Annotated in this window: 14 protein-coding genes; 8 read left to right on the top strand and 6 right to left on the bottom strand. The window is 70.9% G+C overall.

What is annotated here, in order from left to right:
- The first annotated feature begins 58 nt into the window (after positions 1-58).
- Genes O7634_RS19050 through O7634_RS19040 form a run of 3 tightly spaced genes read left to right on the top strand, consistent with a single transcriptional unit; the run spans position 59 to position 2,872 of the window.
- Entirely contained in the window at positions 59-1,108 is a 1,050-nt protein-coding gene (locus tag O7634_RS19050; protein WP_278151465.1) for an LLM class flavin-dependent oxidoreductase, read from the top strand.
- Positions 1,101-2,132, top strand: coding sequence for an LLM class flavin-dependent oxidoreductase (locus tag O7634_RS19045; RefSeq protein WP_278151464.1), 1,032 nt, complete (start codon positions 1,101-1,103; stop codon positions 2,130-2,132). The genes O7634_RS19050 and O7634_RS19045 overlap by 8 nt, the downstream gene beginning before the upstream one ends.
- Before the next feature lie 38 nt (positions 2,133-2,170).
- A complete protein-coding gene (locus tag O7634_RS19040; RefSeq protein WP_278151463.1) occupies positions 2,171-2,872 on the top strand; it encodes an NAD(P)-binding domain-containing protein in 702 nt (233 codons plus the stop codon).
- A gap of 55 nt (positions 2,873-2,927) precedes the next feature.
- On the opposite strand, the gene O7634_RS19035 is transcribed toward O7634_RS19040, so the two are convergent.
- The 3 genes from O7634_RS19035 to O7634_RS19025 all read right to left on the bottom strand — a co-directional run bounded on the left by O7634_RS19035 (position 2,928) and on the right by O7634_RS19025 (position 7,138).
- On the bottom strand, positions 2,928-5,378 hold the full coding sequence (locus O7634_RS19035) for a tetratricopeptide repeat protein (RefSeq protein ID WP_278151462.1): 2,451 nt from the start codon (positions 5,376-5,378) through the stop codon (positions 2,928-2,930).
- A gap of 235 nt (positions 5,379-5,613) precedes the next feature.
- Positions 5,614-6,342 carry a tetratricopeptide repeat protein gene (locus O7634_RS19030; RefSeq protein WP_278151461.1) on the bottom strand — a complete coding sequence of 243 codons (729 nt, stop codon included), beginning with the start codon at positions 6,340-6,342 and terminating at the stop codon, positions 5,614-5,616.
- Positions 6,343-6,376: 34 nt separating this feature from the next.
- Positions 6,377-7,138, bottom strand: coding sequence for a GNAT family N-acetyltransferase (locus O7634_RS19025; protein ID WP_278151460.1), 762 nt, complete (start codon positions 7,136-7,138; stop codon positions 6,377-6,379).
- A 208-nt stretch (positions 7,139-7,346) separates the two neighbouring features.
- Between O7634_RS19025 and O7634_RS19020 the strand changes: the two genes are divergently transcribed.
- The 5 genes from O7634_RS19020 (at position 7,347) to O7634_RS19000 (ending at position 11,854) form a co-directional block, all read left to right on the top strand.
- The gene (locus O7634_RS19020) at positions 7,347-7,796 is read left to right on the top strand and encodes a hypothetical protein (RefSeq protein WP_278151459.1); all 450 of its coding nucleotides are present in this window, start codon (positions 7,347-7,349) and stop codon (positions 7,794-7,796) included.
- 247 nt (positions 7,797-8,043) lie between these two features.
- Positions 8,044-9,024, top strand: coding sequence for a sensor histidine kinase (locus O7634_RS19015; protein WP_278151458.1), 981 nt, complete (start codon positions 8,044-8,046; stop codon positions 9,022-9,024).
- A gap of 89 nt (positions 9,025-9,113) precedes the next feature.
- Positions 9,114-9,920 carry an inositol monophosphatase family protein gene (locus O7634_RS19010; RefSeq protein ID WP_278151457.1) on the top strand — a complete coding sequence of 269 codons (807 nt, stop codon included), beginning with the start codon at positions 9,114-9,116 and terminating at the stop codon, positions 9,918-9,920.
- Positions 9,921-10,075: 155 nt separating this feature from the next.
- Positions 10,076-10,480 carry a superoxide dismutase, Ni gene (gene sodN, locus O7634_RS19005; protein WP_278151456.1) on the top strand — a complete coding sequence of 135 codons (405 nt, stop codon included), beginning with the start codon at positions 10,076-10,078 and terminating at the stop codon, positions 10,478-10,480.
- A gap of 63 nt (positions 10,481-10,543) precedes the next feature.
- A complete protein-coding gene (locus tag O7634_RS19000; RefSeq protein WP_278151455.1) occupies positions 10,544-11,854 on the top strand; it encodes a radical SAM protein in 1,311 nt (436 codons plus the stop codon).
- Positions 11,855-11,980: 126 nt separating this feature from the next.
- Here the strand turns inward: O7634_RS19000 and O7634_RS18995 are convergent, their stop codons facing one another.
- The 3 genes from O7634_RS18995 to O7634_RS18985 all read right to left on the bottom strand — a co-directional run bounded on the left by O7634_RS18995 (position 11,981) and on the right by O7634_RS18985 (position 17,701).
- The gene (locus tag O7634_RS18995) at positions 11,981-13,531 is read right to left on the bottom strand and encodes a pectate lyase (RefSeq protein WP_278151454.1); all 1,551 of its coding nucleotides are present in this window, start codon (positions 13,529-13,531) and stop codon (positions 11,981-11,983) included.
- A gap of 845 nt (positions 13,532-14,376) precedes the next feature.
- The gene (locus O7634_RS18990) at positions 14,377-16,710 is read right to left on the bottom strand and encodes a ricin-type beta-trefoil lectin domain protein (protein WP_278154013.1); all 2,334 of its coding nucleotides are present in this window, start codon (positions 16,708-16,710) and stop codon (positions 14,377-14,379) included.
- Between the two features lie 139 nt (positions 16,711-16,849).
- The gene (locus O7634_RS18985; protein ID WP_278151453.1) at positions 16,850-17,701 is read right to left on the bottom strand and encodes a sugar phosphate isomerase/epimerase family protein; all 852 of its coding nucleotides are present in this window, start codon (positions 17,699-17,701) and stop codon (positions 16,850-16,852) included.

Here is a 17,701-nt window from a genome sequence, read left to right as displayed (position 1 = left end):
CAACCGGTAGGAGCGTTCCGCAGAGCGGCCACCGGCGCAGCGCACGAGGAGGGGGACCATGACAGCCACGGACTTCGAGCTGGGGCTCAACTCGTTCGGGGAGGTGGCCACCGACGGCGACCGGGTCCTGAGCGACGCCGAGACCGTCCGGCTCCTGGTGGACGAGGCACGGCTCGCCGAGTCGGTCGGGCTCGACGTGTTCAGCGTCGGCGAGCACTACCGGGAGGGCCACAACGACTCCGCGACACCCGTGTTGCTGGCGGCGGCCGCGACCGCCACCGAGCGGATTCGCCTGGGCACCTCGGTCACAGTGCTCAGCACCAACGATCCGGTACGTCTGTACCACGAGTTCGCGACCCTCGACGCTGTCTCCGACGGCCGCGCCCAACTGGTCCTCGGGCGCGCCTCGGCGACCGAGTCGTTCCCGCTGTTCGGTTACGACCTGGCCGACTACGAGCGGTTGTTCGAGGAGAAGCTGGACCTCTTCCTGCGGCTGCAACGGGAGGAAACGGTCACCTGGTCCGGTACGGTGCGCAGCCCACTGACCGCGCAGCGCCTGCACCCACGGATGCGCGAGGGCGGCATTCCCACCTGGATCGGTGTCGGCGGAAGCCCGAACTCGGTGATCCGCGCCGCCCGGCACGGGCTGCCGCTGATGCTCGCGATCATCGGCGGGCGTCCGCAACGCTTCGCCGGTCACGTCGACCTCTACACCAGGGCGCTCGAACAGTTCGGGCATACCCCACAGCCAATCGGGCAGCACTCACTCGGCCTTGTCGCCGACACCGACGAGGAGGCGGTGGAGACGTGGTGGCGCTACTGGCAGCCGGTCGTGGCGGCGCTCGCCGAGGAACGCGGCTTCTACAAACCGGACCGTACGCGCTACGAGGCGGAAATCGACCACGGCGCGCTCTTCGTCGGGTCCCCGGAGACGGTGGCCCAGAAGATCGCCACCGTGGCCCGGGATCTGCGGCTGAGCCGATTCGACCTGAAGTACGACATCATGCACCTGCCCCGCACGGCACGCGCGCGCACCATCGAACTGCTCGGCAGCGAGGTGGCGCCACGGGTCCGGGAACTGCTCGCGAAGGAGTCCACCAATGTCTGACCTCATGTTCGGCCTCGACACGTTCGGCGACGTACCGCAGGACGACGCCGGCCGGCTCGTCACCCACGCGGCGGCGATCCGACAGGTCGTCGACGAGGCGGTGCTCGCGGACGAGTTGGGCGTCGACGTCATCGCGCTGGGCGAACACCACCGCCCCGAGTACTCGGTGTCGACGCCGGAGACGGTGCTGGCCGGCATCGCCACCCGTACCTCCCGGATCCGGCTGGCCTCCGGCGTGACGGTGCTCAGCTCGGACGACCCGGTCCGGGTGTTCCAGCGGTTCGCCACCGTCGACGCGCTGTCCAACGGCCGGGCCGAGGTGATCCTCGGTCGCGGCTCGTTCACCGAGTCGTTCCCGCTGTTCGGCTACGACCTGCGCGACTACGACACGCTGTTCGAGGAGAAGATCGAGCTGTTCGTGAAGTTGCTGGACGAGAAGCCGGTCACCTGGAGCGGCACCCTGCGCGCGCCACTGGAGAACGCCGACGTCTTTCCGAAGACCGAGTCGGGTCACCTGAGCACCTGGGTCGGCGTCGGTGGCTCCCCGCAGTCGGTCGTCCGCACCGCCCAGTACGGTCTTCCGCTCATGCTCGCCATCATCGGCGGCGCTCCCGAGCGCTTCGCGCCGTACATCGACCTCTACCGCCGGGCCGCCGACCAGCTCGGCACGACCGCGCACCCGGTGGGAATGCACTCGCCCGGCTTCATCGCCGACACCGACGAGGAGGCCAAGGAGGTGTTCTGGCCGCACTACCGGGTCATGCGGGACCGGATCGGCAAGCTGCGGGGTTGGCCGCCGATCCGCCGCCAGGAGTTCGACTCCGAGGTGGAGCACGGGTCCCTCTACATCGGATCGCCGGAGACCGTGGCGCGTCGGATGGCCCGGGCGATCCGCAGCCTCGGCGTCGGCCGTTTCGACCTCATCTACTCGGCCGGGGCGCAGCCGGCGAGCGCCCGGATGCGTGCCGTGGAGCTGTACGGCTCCAAGGTCATTCCCATGGTCCGCGACATCCTGGCGAGCTGACCGGCGTACCCCGACCCTCCCCGCAGCGAAAGGACGACATGAACGACAACGACCACGGCCGGCCCACGACACTGGGTGTCCTCGGGGCCGGCAAGGTGGGCACGGTGCTCGCCCGGCTCGCCGTCGCCGCCGGCTACCGGGTGCTGATCGCCGGGTCCGGGGACCCGGCGAAGATCGCCCTCACCGTGGAGGTCCTCGCGCCCGGGGCGGTCGCCACCACCGCTGCCGACGCGGCGGCGGACGCCGACATCGTCGTCCTCGCGCTGCCGCTGGGCAAGTACCGCACGGTCCCCGTCGAGGCGCTGCGCGGCAAGCTCGTCGTCGACGCCATGAACTACTGGTGGGAGATCGACGGCATCCGCGACGACCTCACCGACCCGCATACCTCGTCGAGCGAGATCGTCCGGGCGTACCTGCCGGGCTCGCGCCTCGTCAAGGCGTTCAACCACATGGGCTACCACGATCTTGAGGATGAGGCGCGGCCGGCGGGCACGACCGGCCGCAAGGCCATCGCCGTCGCCGGCGACGACGACGCCGACCTCACCGAGGTCGCCGCCCTGGTGGACGCGCTCGGCTTCGATCCGGTCGTCGCCGGTCCGCTCGCCGAGGGGGTACGCCTGGAGCCGGGCAGCGAGGCGTTCGGCGCCAACGTGAGCGCCGACGACCTGCGCGTCATGCTCGACCGCTTCCCCGAGTCGGAGCGGGGACGCACGATCGCGGCCGCCCGGGCCGGGAGCTGACGGGGCGGATCACCGCCGCCTCCGGCCCGGGGCCGGGCTCGTGCCGGAGGGCGGCTCATCCACAGTCAATGGCCTGCCGCGCCCTGAGCAGGGTGGCCTCGGCGGCGGCCAGCCAGTAGGGCGAACGGACCTCTCGCCAGATCGTGACCGCCACCTCCGAGCGGTGTCGCGCGAGATCCGGTCTCCCGGCCGACAACTGCGCCTCGGCCAGGCAGTGCAGAGCGGCCGCCTCGCCCCAGCGGTTCGCCGCCGCCCGGTAGGCCCAGAGTGATTCCGCCAGGACACGGCGACCCTCGACCACCATCCCCTGCTTGACGAGGACGTCGCCGAGCCAACACCTGGCGTGGGTGGCGGCCAACTGGTCGCCCAGCGACAGGCTGATCGCCTCGGCGCTGCGGTAGTGCCGCTCGGCCGCGGCGTAGTCCCCACGCTGTCGGCTGACCTGCCCGAGGCAGCGCCACGCCTGCGCCTGCCCCGGCAGGTAACCGGTGGCCTCGCTACGCCGCAGGCTCTCGTCGAACATCGCCACCGCCTCGTCGAGGCGGCCCTGCTCCATCATCGTGACCCCGAGCCCGGTCGTCGCGTAGATGAGACAGTTGTCGTTACCCGCGGCGCCGGCCAGGTCGGCGGCTCTGCCGAAGAGCTCGGCCGCCTCGGCGTACCGGCCCTGCAACCGGCACAGGTACGCCAGCCCGGCCGACGTGCTGGCGAGACGCGCCTCGTCGGCGGGATCGAGCATGGCGATCGCGGCGCGGTAGTGCCGCTCCGCGACCGGGTAGTCGTCCACGATGGTCGCCAGCTCCCCGAGGTTGCGGCGCAGGCTGGCACCGATCGGGCCGCTGTCCACCACCGCCGCCGCGCGGGTGTGCAGGTGCAGCCAGTCGTCGAAATAGCCGGAGAGCTGCATGAAGGGCGCGAGCGCCACGATCAGGCACGCCGCGGGGAGCGGCACCGTCGACAGCATGTCCTCGGCCAGCGCCGTGAGGAAGCCGTACTCGTCCCTGAACCAGGCGAGCGGGTCGTTCAGCACCTCGTCCCGCGTGGAGGCGCTGAACGACCAGGACGGTGCGGCGAAGGGGACCTCGTCGAAGTCGGTGTTGATCCGCCTACCAGCGGCGCAGGCGAGGTCCAGCGCTCCCCCGAGCATGCGCATCCTCGCCTGCTCCGTCCGGGTCGGCGGGAGGAGCTGCGCCGCCTTGTCGCGCGCGAACGCCGAGACCAGGTCGTGCATCTGGTAGCGCGGCGCGGCGTCGTCGGTGTAGTGCACCAGCAACAGGTGGAGTTCGACAAGGTCGTCGAGGAGCCTCGTCGCGGCGGCGGGCGAGCTGTCCAGCAGCGCGGCGAGCGCCCATGGAGCGACGTCGACGGTGGTGATCTGCGCCAGTTGGGACAGCGCCTCCTGCTGCCGTGGTGAGAGCGTCGCGTGGGTCAGCTCGATGCTGGCGCGCACCGCCACGTCGCCCGCCGTCAGCTCGTCGAGCTTGCGGCGCTCGTCGGCGAGTGCCCGGGCCAGGGCGCTCAGGGGCATGTCCGGGCGGGCGGCGAGACGGGCCGCGGCGATCCACACGGCCAGCGGCAGCCGGGCGCACCGGTTGACGATCTCGAATGCGGAGGATCGTTCCCGGTGAACCCGGTCCGGACCGATCGCGCCCTCGACCATCTCCACCGCCTCCCCCTCGCTGAGCAGGCTCAGGGGAACCCGGAAGCCGTCCAGCCCCGGCAGCACGCTCCGGCTGGTGACGATGGTGGCTGTCGTCGCCCCGGAGACGATGAGGCTCTGCAGGTCGCTGCCGGCGGCGGCGTTGTCGAGGACGATCAGCACGCCGCGCTGGGCCAGCAGGCTGCGGTAGAGGTTGATGCGGTCCTCGAGCGCGGCGGGCACCGAGCGGCTGTTGACGCCGAGCGCCCGCAGGAAGACGCCGAGGACGTGCCAGGATATGCCGGACCGGGGGTACGGGCCACGCAGGTCGGCGAAGAGGATCCCGTCCGGGAAATGACCGGTGGCCAGTTGGGCGAGCCGGACCGCCAGCGTCGTCTTCCCCACCCCGGCCGGGCCGGTGATCAGCACCGTCCGGGCGCTCCGCCCCTCGGCTGTCAGCAGGTGGCCGGCGCGCTCCAGCTCCGGTCCGCGCCCGACGAACGAGGTCGGCCCGTTCGGCAGCAGATAGGGCGGCAACAGATCCGCCTCGGTGACGACTGCGGCAACAGTCGTCTCCTCCTCGACTTCCCACTGGGCCAACTGCCGCCGCAGGCGTACCCATTCGGCCACCTCTTCCGGCGGCAGATCACACGCCTCGGTGATGGCGATGACGATGTCCATCGAGGGCAGGGTCTGTCGGCTGAGCGCCGAGCCCAGTGTGCTCACGGGCAGGGTGCGCCCCTTGTCCCGGGCCGACCGGGCCAGATCCCGGAAGGAGCGCCCCGACCAGGCTTTGAGCTGGCGGAGCGCTGCCACGTACTCCTCGGGGGTGTTCGCCTTGCTCGGTACCGGAGCTCCGTCGGGCACGCAGAGGAGTGTAACGGGCCCGGGTCACCCCACCGGCGCGACAGATCCGTCCAGGACGCACGCCACCACCACGATCCCCCGTTGCGATTCGCGCACCATGGTTCGTTGCGCTCCGCCAGCCGACCCCTGTCGACGAGCAGGACGGGGACAGCCAATCACCGCTCTCCGCCGGCAGCAACATCGGCACGTGTCCGAGCCCGTACGAATCGGTTCCGAACGACGGGGAGCGCCACGTTCAGCCCTCGTCGGACGCGAAGGCCGCCCGCGGTTCGCGGAGCTGACCCGCCGCGTACTCCCTGTCGAAGGCGTCGACGCCGAGCGCCTCGACGGCGGCGGCCCGCATCCGGGCGAGGTCGGCGGCGTCGTCCGGGTCGGGCACCTGACCGAGCGCGGCGAAGGCGGCGTCCGCGACACCGATCATCAGCGCCACCCGCGAGTGGTCGCCGTCGGCCGCGGCGACCGCCGCGCCGGCGACGCAGACGTACGGTACGAACTCGGCCCAGTCGTTGCGGAACACCCGCTCGCGGCTCTCGGCGAACAGTGCCCTCGCCACGTTTAGGTTGCCCAGGCCCAGCTCGCAGAAGGCCAGGTTGTGCTTCTCGGAGTTGACCGTCTTCCACTGGCCGAGGGCCTCGTTGAGCGCGATGCTCTCCCGGTAGAGGTCCCGGGCGCGGAGCAGGTCGCCGGACATCCGCGCCACGGCGGCGAGAACGTGCCTCGGACGCTCCTCCAGGCTCCGGTCGCCGGAGCCGAGGGCCACCGCGAGCGCCTCCCGGGCCCGGTCCTCCCCGCCGACCAGGTCACCGCCGCGGATGGCGACCCGGGCGAGGCTGTAGCGGGCCTCCACCTCGCCCGCCGGGTCGCCGGCGGCCCGAGCCCGCGCGATCTCGGCCTCGCTCATCCGCACCACGGCATCGGTCTCGCCGCGCCGGAAGGCCGAGCGGACGTTCTCGCTGAAGGTCATGACTGTTCCTCCTCCTTCGACCCGGTCTGCTCCGTCAGCTCGGCTGGAACACGGTCCAGGTCTCCACGAGCGCGAAACCCAACGACTCGTAGAGCGCTCGGCCCATCGCGCTGCTGTGCAGGTAGGCGGCGTCCGCGCCGGCGGCGACGCCGTCGCGCAGCACCGCCTCGGTGAGCGCCCGGCCCAGGCCACGACCCCGGGCGGACGGCGCGACGGCGATGTTGAACACCCCGACCACGCCGGGTGTACGCATCCCGAGCGCGGTGCCGATCGCGGCGCCGGACTCCTCGGCCAGATACCCGGAGATGGCGTCGGCGTCGAGCACCGCGCCACCCATCAGCGAGCCGAACACGCCGTCGGGGGCCTCGAAGCTCCGGGTGAGGGCATCGGTGTACCGCTCGTTCTCGGCGGCGTCGATCCGGCGCACCAGCGTCTGCCGGGCCGGGTCGGCGCGGAACACGAGGTCGGCGGTGGCGCAGGCCAGGAACGGCAGCTCGCTGCGTCCGCGCAGGCCGTGTCGGGCGGCGAGGTCGGCGACCTCGTCGCCCGCCGCGCCGCGAATCATGATCGACCAGTGCGGCGTCTGCCGACGGACCTCGGTCGCCAACTCGTCGAGCGCGCCGAGATCCGGCTCGGTGGTCGTCTCGAAGACCCCGTTGAGCGTCGGGATGCCGGCCCGGGTGAGCGCCGCGCGAGCGGTGCCCCGCTCGGCGTACCAGCCCTTCGGGGTGACCCGGCAGAGGAGTTCGATGGCGTCGGTGTACGCCGCCGCCATCCGGTCGGCGGTGCTGCTCATGCCCGGTCCCCCCGAAATGTCGCGCTGTCCGGCCGCCAACCTAGCCAGCGGGTGGGCATCCGAGCAAACAAGACGATCAGGACAAACCGCCAGCGACGCCGCCGCCGACACCGATCAGGAATCGAGAAGCCCCGCCGCCCGGCCCGGCCTAGCCTTCTCCCAGGCGGCCAGCACCGCGCCGAGCCTGTTGACGAGAGGGAGCCCGCGCATGTCCGCGAAGACCACGACCACCGAGCCCGACGGCTTCACCCCCGAGGAGCGGGCCGCGATGAAGGAGCGCGCCGCCGAGCTACGCGCCGAGGGCCGGAAGGGTGCGAAGAAGGCCGACGGACTCCAGGCGGTCCTCGACCGGATCGCCCAGATGGAGCCGGACGACCGGGCCCTCGCCGAGCGGGTGCACGTGACGGTGACCGCGGCCGCCCCGGACCTGGCACCGAAGACCTGGTACGGGATGCCCGCCTACGCGAACGCGGACGGCAAGATCGTCCTGTTCTTCCAGGACTCCGGCAAGTTCAACTACCGGTACTCCACACTGGGCTTCCAGGACGCCGCCACCCTCGACGACGGCGACCTGTGGCCGGTGGCGTACGCGTTGCAGAAGTGGAGCCCGGCGGTGGAGAAGAAGGTCACCGAGCTGGTGCGGGCAGCGGTCTCCTGACCGTCGCCCCCTGTCCGCAGTGCCGGCAGGACCGTCGCCACCATTGCGTCCGGCCCGTGAGCGGCGCCGACGAAGCTCCTTCAGACATGTCGCTCCTCGTTCGCGCGCGGCGTCCGCTCGCCGCTGCCCCACCAGCCTCGGCCGTGCCGGGCGCGCGCCACCATCTGCCGATAGGCCGAGGCGGGGCACGTCGCGCCTGGTCGGCTAGGCCGATCGGCGTACGGCGATGCCCGCCTACCATCAGGGGATGATGCGTCGGCACCTCGGCTGGATCAGCATGACGGCCAGTGCCTCGACGCTCGGTGTGGCGTTCGTCGGCGACCTCGGCAGCCCGCCGCACCTCGTCGTCCTGGTGATGGTCGTCCTCGCGGCGCTGTCGGCCGCCGCGGTCCGGTGGGGACCGAGCCGGCACATCGCCGGCGCCGCCGGGCTGGCCGCGGCGGGGCTGCCCCTCCTGCTCTGGTCGGTCACCGACGGCATGCCGACAGCGCAACGGACCGCCGCGGCAGCGGTCTGGACGACGCCGGCTGTCGTCGCGATCGTGGTCGGCGGGTACCCGCGGCTGATGGCGCACCGGCGGGCCGTCGCTGTCGAGCAGGCCCGGCGTGCGCAGCGGTTGCAGGTGGCACGTGACCTGCACGACTTCGTCGCCCACGAGGTCAGTGGGATCGTGACCCAGGCACAGGCTGCCCGCTTCGTCGCCGACAGCCGTCCGGAGGCCGCCGGGCCGGCGCTGGCGCGGATCGAGGCCGCCGGACTGGCCGCGTTGGCCTCCATGGACCAGATGGTCGGCCTGCTGCACGAACCGGACTCCGTCCCGGTACAGCCGTGGCCCACACTGGATGACCTGCCGGGCCTGATCGACCGGTTCCGCGCCGCGGGTCACACCGACGTGCGGCTGGTGCAGGACTCGTCGGTCGGCGAGGCGGCCCGGGACAGCGCCGCCCTGGCGTACCGGATCGTCGTCGAGGCCCTGACCAACGTCCGGCGGCACGCGGCGACGGCGGCCCGGGTCGAGGTGTCCGTCACCGGCGACGCCGCCGGCATCGAGGTGCGAGTTCGCAACGACACGACCGGCCCTCCGCCCCCGCAACGGCGGGCCGGACGCGGCGGGCGGGGTCTCTCCGGCCTACGGGAGCAGGTCGCCGCGCGCGGCGGCACCCTGACCGCCGGCCCGTGTGAGCACGGCTGGGAGGTCGTCGCCGCTCTGCCGACGATCGAGGCGTGAACAGCGGCCGACCGCACGCGCCGAGGACCGGCCGACCTGGCCGGCCCCCGTCAGTGGCGGCGGCACTGTCGCTCTTCTATCGTTCGAGCATGTCGATCACAGACGAGGCGTTGGCAGTAGCGGCGGCGGAGGCCGGTGCCGCTGTCGTCCGGTCACACTACGGCTCGTCGCTGACCCGGTTCACGAAGATCGGGGACGACTTCGCCACCACCGCCGACATCGAGGCGGAGAAGGCCATCCTCGACGTCCTGCGCGCGGCGCGACCGCAGGACGACGTGGTGGGCGAGGAGAGCGGACGCACCGGCTCGGGCGGGAACGGACGCACCTGGCTGGTCGACCCGCTGTGCGGCACGCTGAACTACGCCGCGCGCACCATGCTGGCCTCGGTCAACGTCGCGCTGCACAGCGGGACGGGCGGCACGGTGGCGGCGGCGGCCGACCCGTTCAGCGGCGAGGTGTTCTGGACCGACGGGAACGCAGCGTACGTCCGCCACGCGGGGACCGACGAACCACTCGCCCCGTCCGCCCAGTCGAAGCTGGTCGACGTCAACCTCGACCCGCCCTTCCCGAGTCGGGACGTCTTCCTGGGCGCCCGGCTGCTCGCGGACGACGACTTCATCGACCAGTTCCAGCCCCGGGTGGTCTCCACGAGCCTGGCCGTGGCCTGGGTCGCCGCCGGCCGCCGGGCCGCCTACGTGACGGACCGTCGCGACCTGGCCCGCAGCGTTCACTTCGCGGCCGGGATCGCGCTCTGCCGCGCGACCGGTTGCGTGGTCACCGCGCTCGACGGCCAACCGCTACACGCGGGCGGCAACGGTCTCGTCGTGGCCGCCGACGAGCCCACGCACGCGGCGCTCCTGGCGATCATCAGCAAGCAGGGCGTCCGGAAAGGCTGAAGGGTCGCTCCCTACCCACCTCTTCGCAGGTGACCCTGCGCGGTGCGGGCCCACACCGACAGGCACACTGGAGCACGACCCCAGCTCTTGACATGAAGTGCGGTTGAGGTCTTAACCTCCCGTCGGTCACCACAGACCTTGTCGAAGGGATACTGATGCAGCTGCCACGTGTTCTCCGGCCGCGTACCGTCGCGAGCGCGCACTGCGACCTGCCGTGCGGCGTCTACGACCCGGCGCAGGCCCGGATCGAGGCCGAGTCGGTCAAGGCGATCGCCGAGAAGTATCAGGCCAACGACGACCCGGAGTTCCGCACCCGGGCGCTGATCATCAAGGAGCAGCGCGCCGAGCTGGTCAAGCACCACCTCTGGGTGCTCTGGACCGACTACTTCAAGCCGCCGCACTTCGAGAAGTACCCGCACCTGCACGGTCTCTTCAACGAGGCCACCAAGCTGGCCGGCGCCAGCGGCGCGAAGGGCGCCACCGACCCGGCCGTCGCCGAGCAGCTGCTCGCCAAGATCGAGGAGATCTCGAAGATCTTCTGGGAGACCAAGCAGGGCTGATCAACCGAGGACCGGGTGGCGTACGCCACCCGGTTTCGGCGTACCACGTTCAGGAGGAACCGCATGGCGTCTCGTACCGACCTTGTCGAAGAGTTGATGGGGCGTTTCCCCCACGTACCCCGGGAGGCGGTCCTCAAGGAGGACCTGCTGCGCGGCGGCCTCGCCTTCGACGACGCGGCACTGACCGACAACGAGCACGGAGACGTCAAGCCGAAGTCGTACTTCATCTTCTCCTTCGACCACCGCACGCTGCCCGAGCTGGGGACGGCCGCGCTGCGCCGGCCGCCGGAGGAGATCGTGCTCACCGGCGGGCCGTACGAGCTGCGCCGTACCGTCGTGTCGGTCCGCACCAACCCCAGCTCGCCGTACCGGGTCGCCACCGACGACGACGGCCGGCTGCGCCTGTTCCTCGACGGCCGACCGATCGCCGACGTCGGGCTCCCCCCGATGCCGGCCTACTACCGGCACACCCTGGCCAACGGCAAGTCGGTGATGGAGGTCGCCCCCACGATCCAATGGGGTTACCTGATCTACCTCACCGCGTTCCGGGTCTGCCAGTACTTCGGCGCGAAGGAGGAGTGCCAGTACTGCGACATCAACCACAACTGGCGGCAGCACAAGCAGGCCGGCCGGCCCTACACCGGGGTCAAGCCCGTCGACGAGGTGCTGGAGGCGCTGGAGATCATCGACCGGTACGACACCAACCGGGCGTCGCAGGCGTACACCCTGACCGGCGGCAGCATCACCTCGCACGTCGGCGGGTTGGCCGAGGCCGACTTCTACGGGCAGTACGCCCAGGCGATCGAGGAGCGCTTCCCGGGGCGGTGGATCGGCAAGGTCGTCGCCCAGGCGCTGCCCCGCGCCGACGTGCAGCGCTTCCACGACTACGGCATCCGCATCTACCACCCGAACTACGAGGTGTGGGACAAGCGGTTGTTCGAGTTGTACTGCCCGGGCAAGGAGCGGTACGTCGGTCGGGAGGAGTGGCACCGCCGCATCCTCGACTCGGCCGAGGTCTTCGGCCCGCGCAACGTGATCCCCAACTTCGTGGCGGGCGTGGAGATGGCCGCCCCGCACGGCTTCACCAGCGTGAGCGAGGCGATCGACTCCACCACCGAGGGTCTCGACTACTTCATGTCGCGGGGGATCACGCCCAGGTTCACCACCTGGTGTCCGGAGCCCACCACCCCGCTGGGCCGGACGAACCCGCAGGGCGCGCCGCTCGAATACCACGTGCGCCTGCTGGACGCCTACCGGGCGACGATGGACGCCCACGGCCTCTCCAGCCCACCCGGGTACGGCCCGGCCGGCCCCGGTCGAGCCGTCTTCTCGGTCAGCTCCTTCATGGACACGCTCCCGTCGACGGATTCGTGACGGACGCGCTCGGCTGACAGTCCCGGACGGACTGCCGACGAGCGGTATACCTCAGAGTCATAACTATGCCTCTGAGGTATACCGCTCACGACCACATCCGCCTTCCCGACGGTGCTCAGGACCCAGCTAGCTGGCGTACGTCTCGAACTCGCCGACCCGTGGCGTACCGCTGGAGCTGTTGATCTTGAAATTGATCTTGCTCAGGGTGGTCGCGGAGAAGGTGATCACCCCCGCCCCGCTACCGGAGGCCAGCACGGCCCCGTTGTCGTTGTTGACGAGCTGCCAGGACCCGATGGAACCCTGGGTGCCGGACGGCTCCCGGATGACGACCCGGGACACCCGGGTGGCCGAGCCCCACTTGATCGAGATCGTGCCGGTCGAGCCGGCCGGGGACCACCAGGTGCCGAGGTCGCCGTCGCGCACGTTGCCGTAGCTCGTCCCGCTGGCCTTGGTGGAGCCGTCGGCCCCGGCGCCGAGGCTGAGGTTGGCGCCGCCGGACGGAGGCGGAGTGGTCGGCGGAGGCGTCGTGGGCGGAGGCGTGGTCGGCGGCGGGGTGGTGGGGGGCGGCGTCTGTGGCGTGCAACCGCCGTCCGACACCCGCAGGCCCGTGTTGGCGCCGACCGTCTGCCGGACGACGTCCGGTACGCAGCTCGCCCCGTCGAGCCGATACGCGTACGGGATGCCGACGGTGGTGGTGGAGGTCGGGTTGGGGCCGGCGGGATAGGTGTCGCCACCCGGGCTGGACCAAGTGACGTTGTCGAACACGTTGCCGCTGACCTGCCAGTAGCCGCGCTGGTCGGTGTAGAACGTCCCCAGGACGTCCTTCGAGTCGCGGAAGTAGTTGTTCTCCACCTTGGCCCGCGCGCCGGCCCGGGAGTTGATGCCCGACTCGTGTAGGCCCACGTAGTGGTTGTTGTAGATATGCGCGATGCCACCGCGCAGCAGCGGCGTGCGGGAGTCGATGTTCTCGTAGAGGTTGTGGTGGTAGGTGATGAAGCCGTTGGACGTGTCGCTCTCACTGGACCCGACCAGGCCACCACGACCGGAGTTGCGCAGGATGCTGTAGGACAGCGTCACGTACTGGGTGTTGTCCTTCATGTCGAAGAGACCGTCGTACCCCTCCGACTCCCCGCCGGAGGCCTCCAGGGTGACGTGGTCGACCCAGATGTTGCGCACCGTGCTCTCCATGCCGATGGCGTCCCCGCCGTTGGAGGTAGGCGAGCCCGACTTCTTGACGTTCCGCACCGTGACGTTCTGGATGATGATGTTGCTGGAGTCGCGGATGTGGATGCCCACCTGGTCGAAGACCGCGCTGCCGACCCCGATGATGGTCACGTTGCTGATCTGCTTGAGCTCGATCACGCCCGCGGCGGTGTTGCAGCTCGACCCGGACACCTTGCTGGTGTTGCCGTGGTTGATGGTCCCGGTGACCTCGATGACGATCGGGGTGCTGCTGCTGGCCCGACCGCACAGCGCCGCGTGGATCGCCGTACCCGTGCTGGCGCGCACCGTCTGACCACCCGCGCCGCCGGTGGTCCCGCCGTTCTGGGTGGCGTACCCGGTGGCGCTCCCGGCCGCCACCGCCGGCCGCGGGGACGGCAGGACCACGGCGACCGTCAGCCCTACCGCCGCGGTCGCCAGTGTCGCCTGAATTCGTTGCGCGACTGGTCGTCTCATCTCGCCTCACCTTCGCATTGGCCGCGACCACCCGCCGACCGCCGAAAATCACGAAGGAATAGTCGACAGTGAATCGCAGAGATTGTGTCGATGTCTCTCATCCCCTGACCAGAGCAGGGTCGTGCCCCACGAGCAGGGAGCCGATATCGACACTGATCGCGTTTTTGCTAACCGAAACATCGATGTAACGCAATCGTAGGAAAGCGGTTTCCGCGAAGGCAAGAGCTGGCGCTTGCAGGTTTGTTGCAGTCCACCCGACACACGCCACCGCCCCCGGCCGGCCCGGTCGGCGCTGGTCGGCCCGGTCGGCCCTGGTCGGCCCGGTCGGCCCGGTCGGCCCGGTCGGCCCGGTCGGCGCTGGTCGGCCCGGTCGGCGCTGGTCGGCCCGGTCGACCCGGTCGGCGCTGGTCGGCCCGGTCGACCCGGTCGGCGCTGGTCGGCCCGGTCGACTCTGGTTGATCATGAAGTTATGGCCATCGACAGCGGCGTGTCGTGGCGCTAACTTCATGATCAACCGGGGCCGGGGCCGGGGCCAGGGCCGGACCGGGGCCAGGGCCGGACCGGGGCCAGGGCCAGGGCCGGGGCCGGGGCCGGGGGCGGGGCCGGGGCCGGGGGCGGGGCCGGGGGCGGGGCCGGGGGCGGGGGGTCAGTTTTGGAGAGCGGCGGTGGGGGGCGTTGGCGCGCTCGTCTGCGCAGGACGCGCCGGGTAGCTGGCCATGCAGCGCCGGGCGACCTCCCCGCATGAGGAGGGTGCCCGGTCGCCACAGCGGAGCCTGGTCCGGTCGGCGGGTAGGTCACCGAAGGGGACGGCCCGCCCGGCCGACGCCGGGCGGGCCGTCCGACGCTCAGCTACGCACCTGCCACTGCTGGTTGGTGCCGCCGTTGCAGGACCAGAGGATCAACTTCGTGCCGTTCGCCGTCGCGGCGCCGTTGGCGTCCAGGCAGAGACCCGACTGCACGCCGGTGATGGTGCCGTTGGCGTTCAGGTTCCACTGCTGGTTGGCGCCGCCGTTGCAGTCCCAGATCACCACCTGGGTGCCGTTGCTGGTGCCCTGGCCGGAGGCGTCCAGGCACTTGGTGCCGTACACCATGAGTTGCCGGCTGGCGGTGTGGGTCCAGCGCTGGTTGGTGGCGCCGCTGATGCAGTCCCAGAGCTGGGCCTGCGTGCCGTTCGTGGTGACCGATCCACCGATCTCGGCGCAGCGACCCGACTGGACGCCCACGATCTGCACGTTCTGCGGGTTGGTGCTGCCACCGCTCTGCACACCGGCGGCGTTGATCACCGTCTGCGCGCCGGACGGCCAGCCGCCGGTGACGGTGACGTTGTTGTTGACCACGTTGCCGCGGTCGCCGTTCGTCACGTTGGTGCTGTTGTTCGTCGCCCAGTTGTTGGTGACGGTGAAGTTGCCCATGTTCTCGGCGTACCAGTAGTTGGCGGTCGCCCAGGTGCCGGTGTTCGAGAAGACGTTGTTGCGGGCGGTGTAGTAACGCGACCCCTCGTCGAAGTAGAGCCCGAACCAGCCGTTGGTCCGCAGGCAGTAGTTCTCGTTGATGGTGCCGCCCGGGTTCGCCGACAACGTGTAGATGCAGCCGCCGTCGGTCATCTGCTGCATGACGTCGTGCACGTAGTTGCCGATCACCTGGTTGTTCGACGCGGTGGTCGCCGTCGTGTACCGCGGCTGGTAGTTGTACAGGCCCCGGTTCGCGTAGTGCTGGCTGCCGCCCGCGTCGTTGGCGCCCCAGCCGTAGCCGACCGACAGACCGGTGTACGGCATGTTGTAGACCTCGTTGTGCGACACCAGCGCGGTGCTCACGTAGGTGGTCAGGATCGAGACCACACCCCGGTACTCCAGGCCGAGGTCGTGCACCCGGTTGTTGCTGATGGTGATGTTGCGGTTGACCATCCGCTGGTCGCTCGGGTGGTGGGCGTCGGCGCGGACGCCGCCCACCACGATGCCGCCGGCGGAGTTACGGGCGATCTCCGAGCGGGTGACGGTGATGTTGCTGGCGCCCAGTCCGACACCGCTGGCGTGGGCGTTGGCGTCGTTGCCGATGCCGATCGCCGTCTGCCCGAGGTTGACGAACTGCGAGTCGCTGAAGGTGATGGTGTTGGCGGCCGAGACCTGCACGGCGGCGGGCATCTGGTTCCAGTTCGGTCGGGTGGCCTCGAACTGGGGGCAGCCGGCCTGGCACGAGGTCAGCGCGTCGGACGGCCGCGACCAGGTGCCGGTGATGTGCGCGCCGGTCTGCTGGTCGGCGAAGCCGTTGCTGCTGCTGGGGCCGAGCCAGCTGGTGCCGGTGAAGGTGATGCCGCTGAACGAGATGTGGTGCGCCGGCGAGTCGTACGTGCCGCCGACGTTCACCAGCGACTGCAGCTGGGGCAGCTCGACGCTGACGGAACCCATGTTCTGCCCCGACAGCGGGATGTAGTTGAGCTGGCCGTTGCTCGGGTTGAGGTACCACTCTCCCGGCGAGTCCAGGAACTCGTACGCGTTGGTCAGGTAGAACGGGCCGGCGCGGTGCGGGCTGGAGAGGGTGTCGAACCCGAAGGTGTTGTTGTTCCACGCGGGCTGCTGCATGGTCAGGAAGTTCCCGCTGATGCTCTGCACCGGCGAGTACCGGTCGGTGAAGGAGCCGACGCTCTCCACCTCGACGCGGTTCTGGTTGCCGAGGTTGTTGAGGTAGCTCAGCGCGCTGTTGCTGAACCGCATGCCGCTGGTGGTGAAGGTGAAGTCGGCACGGTTCACCGCCGTCCGCGCCCGGGTGGCGACCGCGCCGTTGACGTAGAGCTGACGGGAGTCGAGCCCGGCGCCGACGTTCGCACGCCAGATGTTGCGGCCGGCGTCGACCTGCGACCAGCCGGTGACCGCACGGGCGCCGGTGATGATCGGACGGGCGGAGGCGGCCGCCCGCCAGATCACCTGGTACCCGTTGGTGCCGGAGTCGGCGGCGGTGAACCGCAGCGGCGCCGACAGCCGGTAGGTGCCGTTGGCCAACTCCACCACGATGTCACCGGACATCGCGCTGTTCTGGGCGCGCACCGCGGCCTGGGCGGCGGTCAGCGAACACGGCTGGCTGGCCGAGCAACCGGTGCCGGTGCCGGTGGGCGACGCGTAGAGGGTGGTGGTCGCGGCGGCGGCCGGGGAGGCCGCGACGGTCACGGCGACCACTGCGGTCATCGCCGTCGCGGCGGCGCCGGCCAGCAGCCGGCGCAGCGGAGGGGAAGAGGACACGGGACGGTGCTCCTGACGTGCGGAGGGCAGGGGGGCGAAACGCCTCGGCGGGCGGGCAGGAGGCGTGGTGGGCGGTGGGTGGGCGCTACCCGAGGGTCTCCCGGAGATAGCGCAGGCCGTCGGTGGCGAGCCGGTCCTGCGAGGGGGCCAACGGACGCCAGATCGCCGCAGCGGTGGCGATGGTCTCGTTCTCCGCCGTGAACGACTCGATGCAGATCGAGCCGGCGTAGCCGGTGTCCCGCAGGACCGTGAAGAAGCGGGGCCAGTCGAAGTGGTCGGCGCCGGGTGCGCCCCGGTTGGTGCCGCTGACCTGGACGTGCTTGATGTGCGGGCCGGCGAGGGCCAACGCCGCGTAGGGATCGGCCTCCTCGATGTTCATGTGATATGTGTCGATCATGATGCCGACGCTCGGCGGCAGACCGTCGATCAACTCGACGGTCTGCTCGATCGTGTTGACGACGCTCGTCTCGTAGCGGTTCAGCGCCTCGACCCCGATGCTCACCCCGCACTCGGCCGCCTGCTCCGCCACCGGCGCCAGGGCCCGCCGGAAGTCCGCGTAGCAGGCGGCGCGGGCTGCCGGGGACATCCGCCAGGTGCGCCCGACCGAGGCGTACACGGGGCCGCCGACGCATCCCGCGCCGACGGCCGCCGCGCTCGCCACACAGCCGCTGAGGTACGCCACCGTCGACTCGACCACGTCCGGCGCGGCGTCGACCAACTCCCGCCCCGGCGGGGTGACCGCGCAGACGCCGGCCGCGGCGAGACCGTGCTCCGCCAACAGGTCCCGGGTACGGACCGGGTCCCAGTCGCCGGGCTGCTCGATCGGCAACTCGACAGCGTCGAAGCCGAACGTGGCGATCCGCGGGATCAGCTCGGCCAGCGCCCTGTCATCGACCGGCGAGGCCCACACCCAGGGGTTGACGCCGATGGCGTACAT

This window comes from Micromonospora sp. WMMD1120 (assembly GCF_029626235.1).
Classification (GTDB): domain Bacteria; phylum Actinomycetota; class Actinomycetes; order Mycobacteriales; family Micromonosporaceae; genus Micromonospora.
The sequence above is the reverse complement of the archived record's forward strand: the minus strand, read 5'-3'. Positions and strand labels throughout refer to the sequence as shown.

Bases quoted from the DNA above. Each gene is read 5' to 3' on its own strand.
- O7634_RS19020 (WP_278151459.1), top strand. From the start codon at position 7,347: ATGTCCGCGAAGACCACGACCACCGAGCCCGACGGCTTCACCCCCGAG.
- O7634_RS19010 (WP_278151457.1), top strand. From the start codon at position 9,114: ATGTCGATCACAGACGAGGCGTTGGCAGTAGCGGCGGCGGAGGCCGGT.
- sodN (WP_278151456.1), top strand. From the start codon at position 10,076: ATGCAGCTGCCACGTGTTCTCCGGCCGCGTACCGTCGCGAGCGCGCAC.
- O7634_RS18990 (WP_278154013.1), bottom strand. From the start codon at position 16,710: ATGACCGCAGTGGTCGCCGTGACCGTCGCGGCCTCCCCGGCCGCCGCC.
- O7634_RS18995 (WP_278151454.1), bottom strand. From the start codon at position 13,531: ATGAGACGACCAGTCGCGCAACGAATTCAGGCGACACTGGCGACCGCG.
- O7634_RS18985 (WP_278151453.1), bottom strand. From the start codon at position 17,701: ATGTACGCCATCGGCGTCAACCCCTGGGTGTGGGCCTCGCCGGTCGAT.
- O7634_RS19050 (WP_278151465.1), top strand. From the start codon at position 59: ATGACAGCCACGGACTTCGAGCTGGGGCTCAACTCGTTCGGGGAGGTG.
- O7634_RS19030 (WP_278151461.1), bottom strand. From the start codon at position 6,342: ATGACCTTCAGCGAGAACGTCCGCTCGGCCTTCCGGCGCGGCGAGACC.
- O7634_RS19025 (WP_278151460.1), bottom strand. From the start codon at position 7,138: ATGAGCAGCACCGCCGACCGGATGGCGGCGGCGTACACCGACGCCATC.
- O7634_RS19040 (WP_278151463.1), top strand. From the start codon at position 2,171: ATGAACGACAACGACCACGGCCGGCCCACGACACTGGGTGTCCTCGGG.
- O7634_RS19045 (WP_278151464.1), top strand. From the start codon at position 1,101: ATGTCTGACCTCATGTTCGGCCTCGACACGTTCGGCGACGTACCGCAG.
- O7634_RS19000 (WP_278151455.1), top strand. From the start codon at position 10,544: ATGGCGTCTCGTACCGACCTTGTCGAAGAGTTGATGGGGCGTTTCCCC.
- O7634_RS19015 (WP_278151458.1), top strand. From the start codon at position 8,044: ATGATGCGTCGGCACCTCGGCTGGATCAGCATGACGGCCAGTGCCTCG.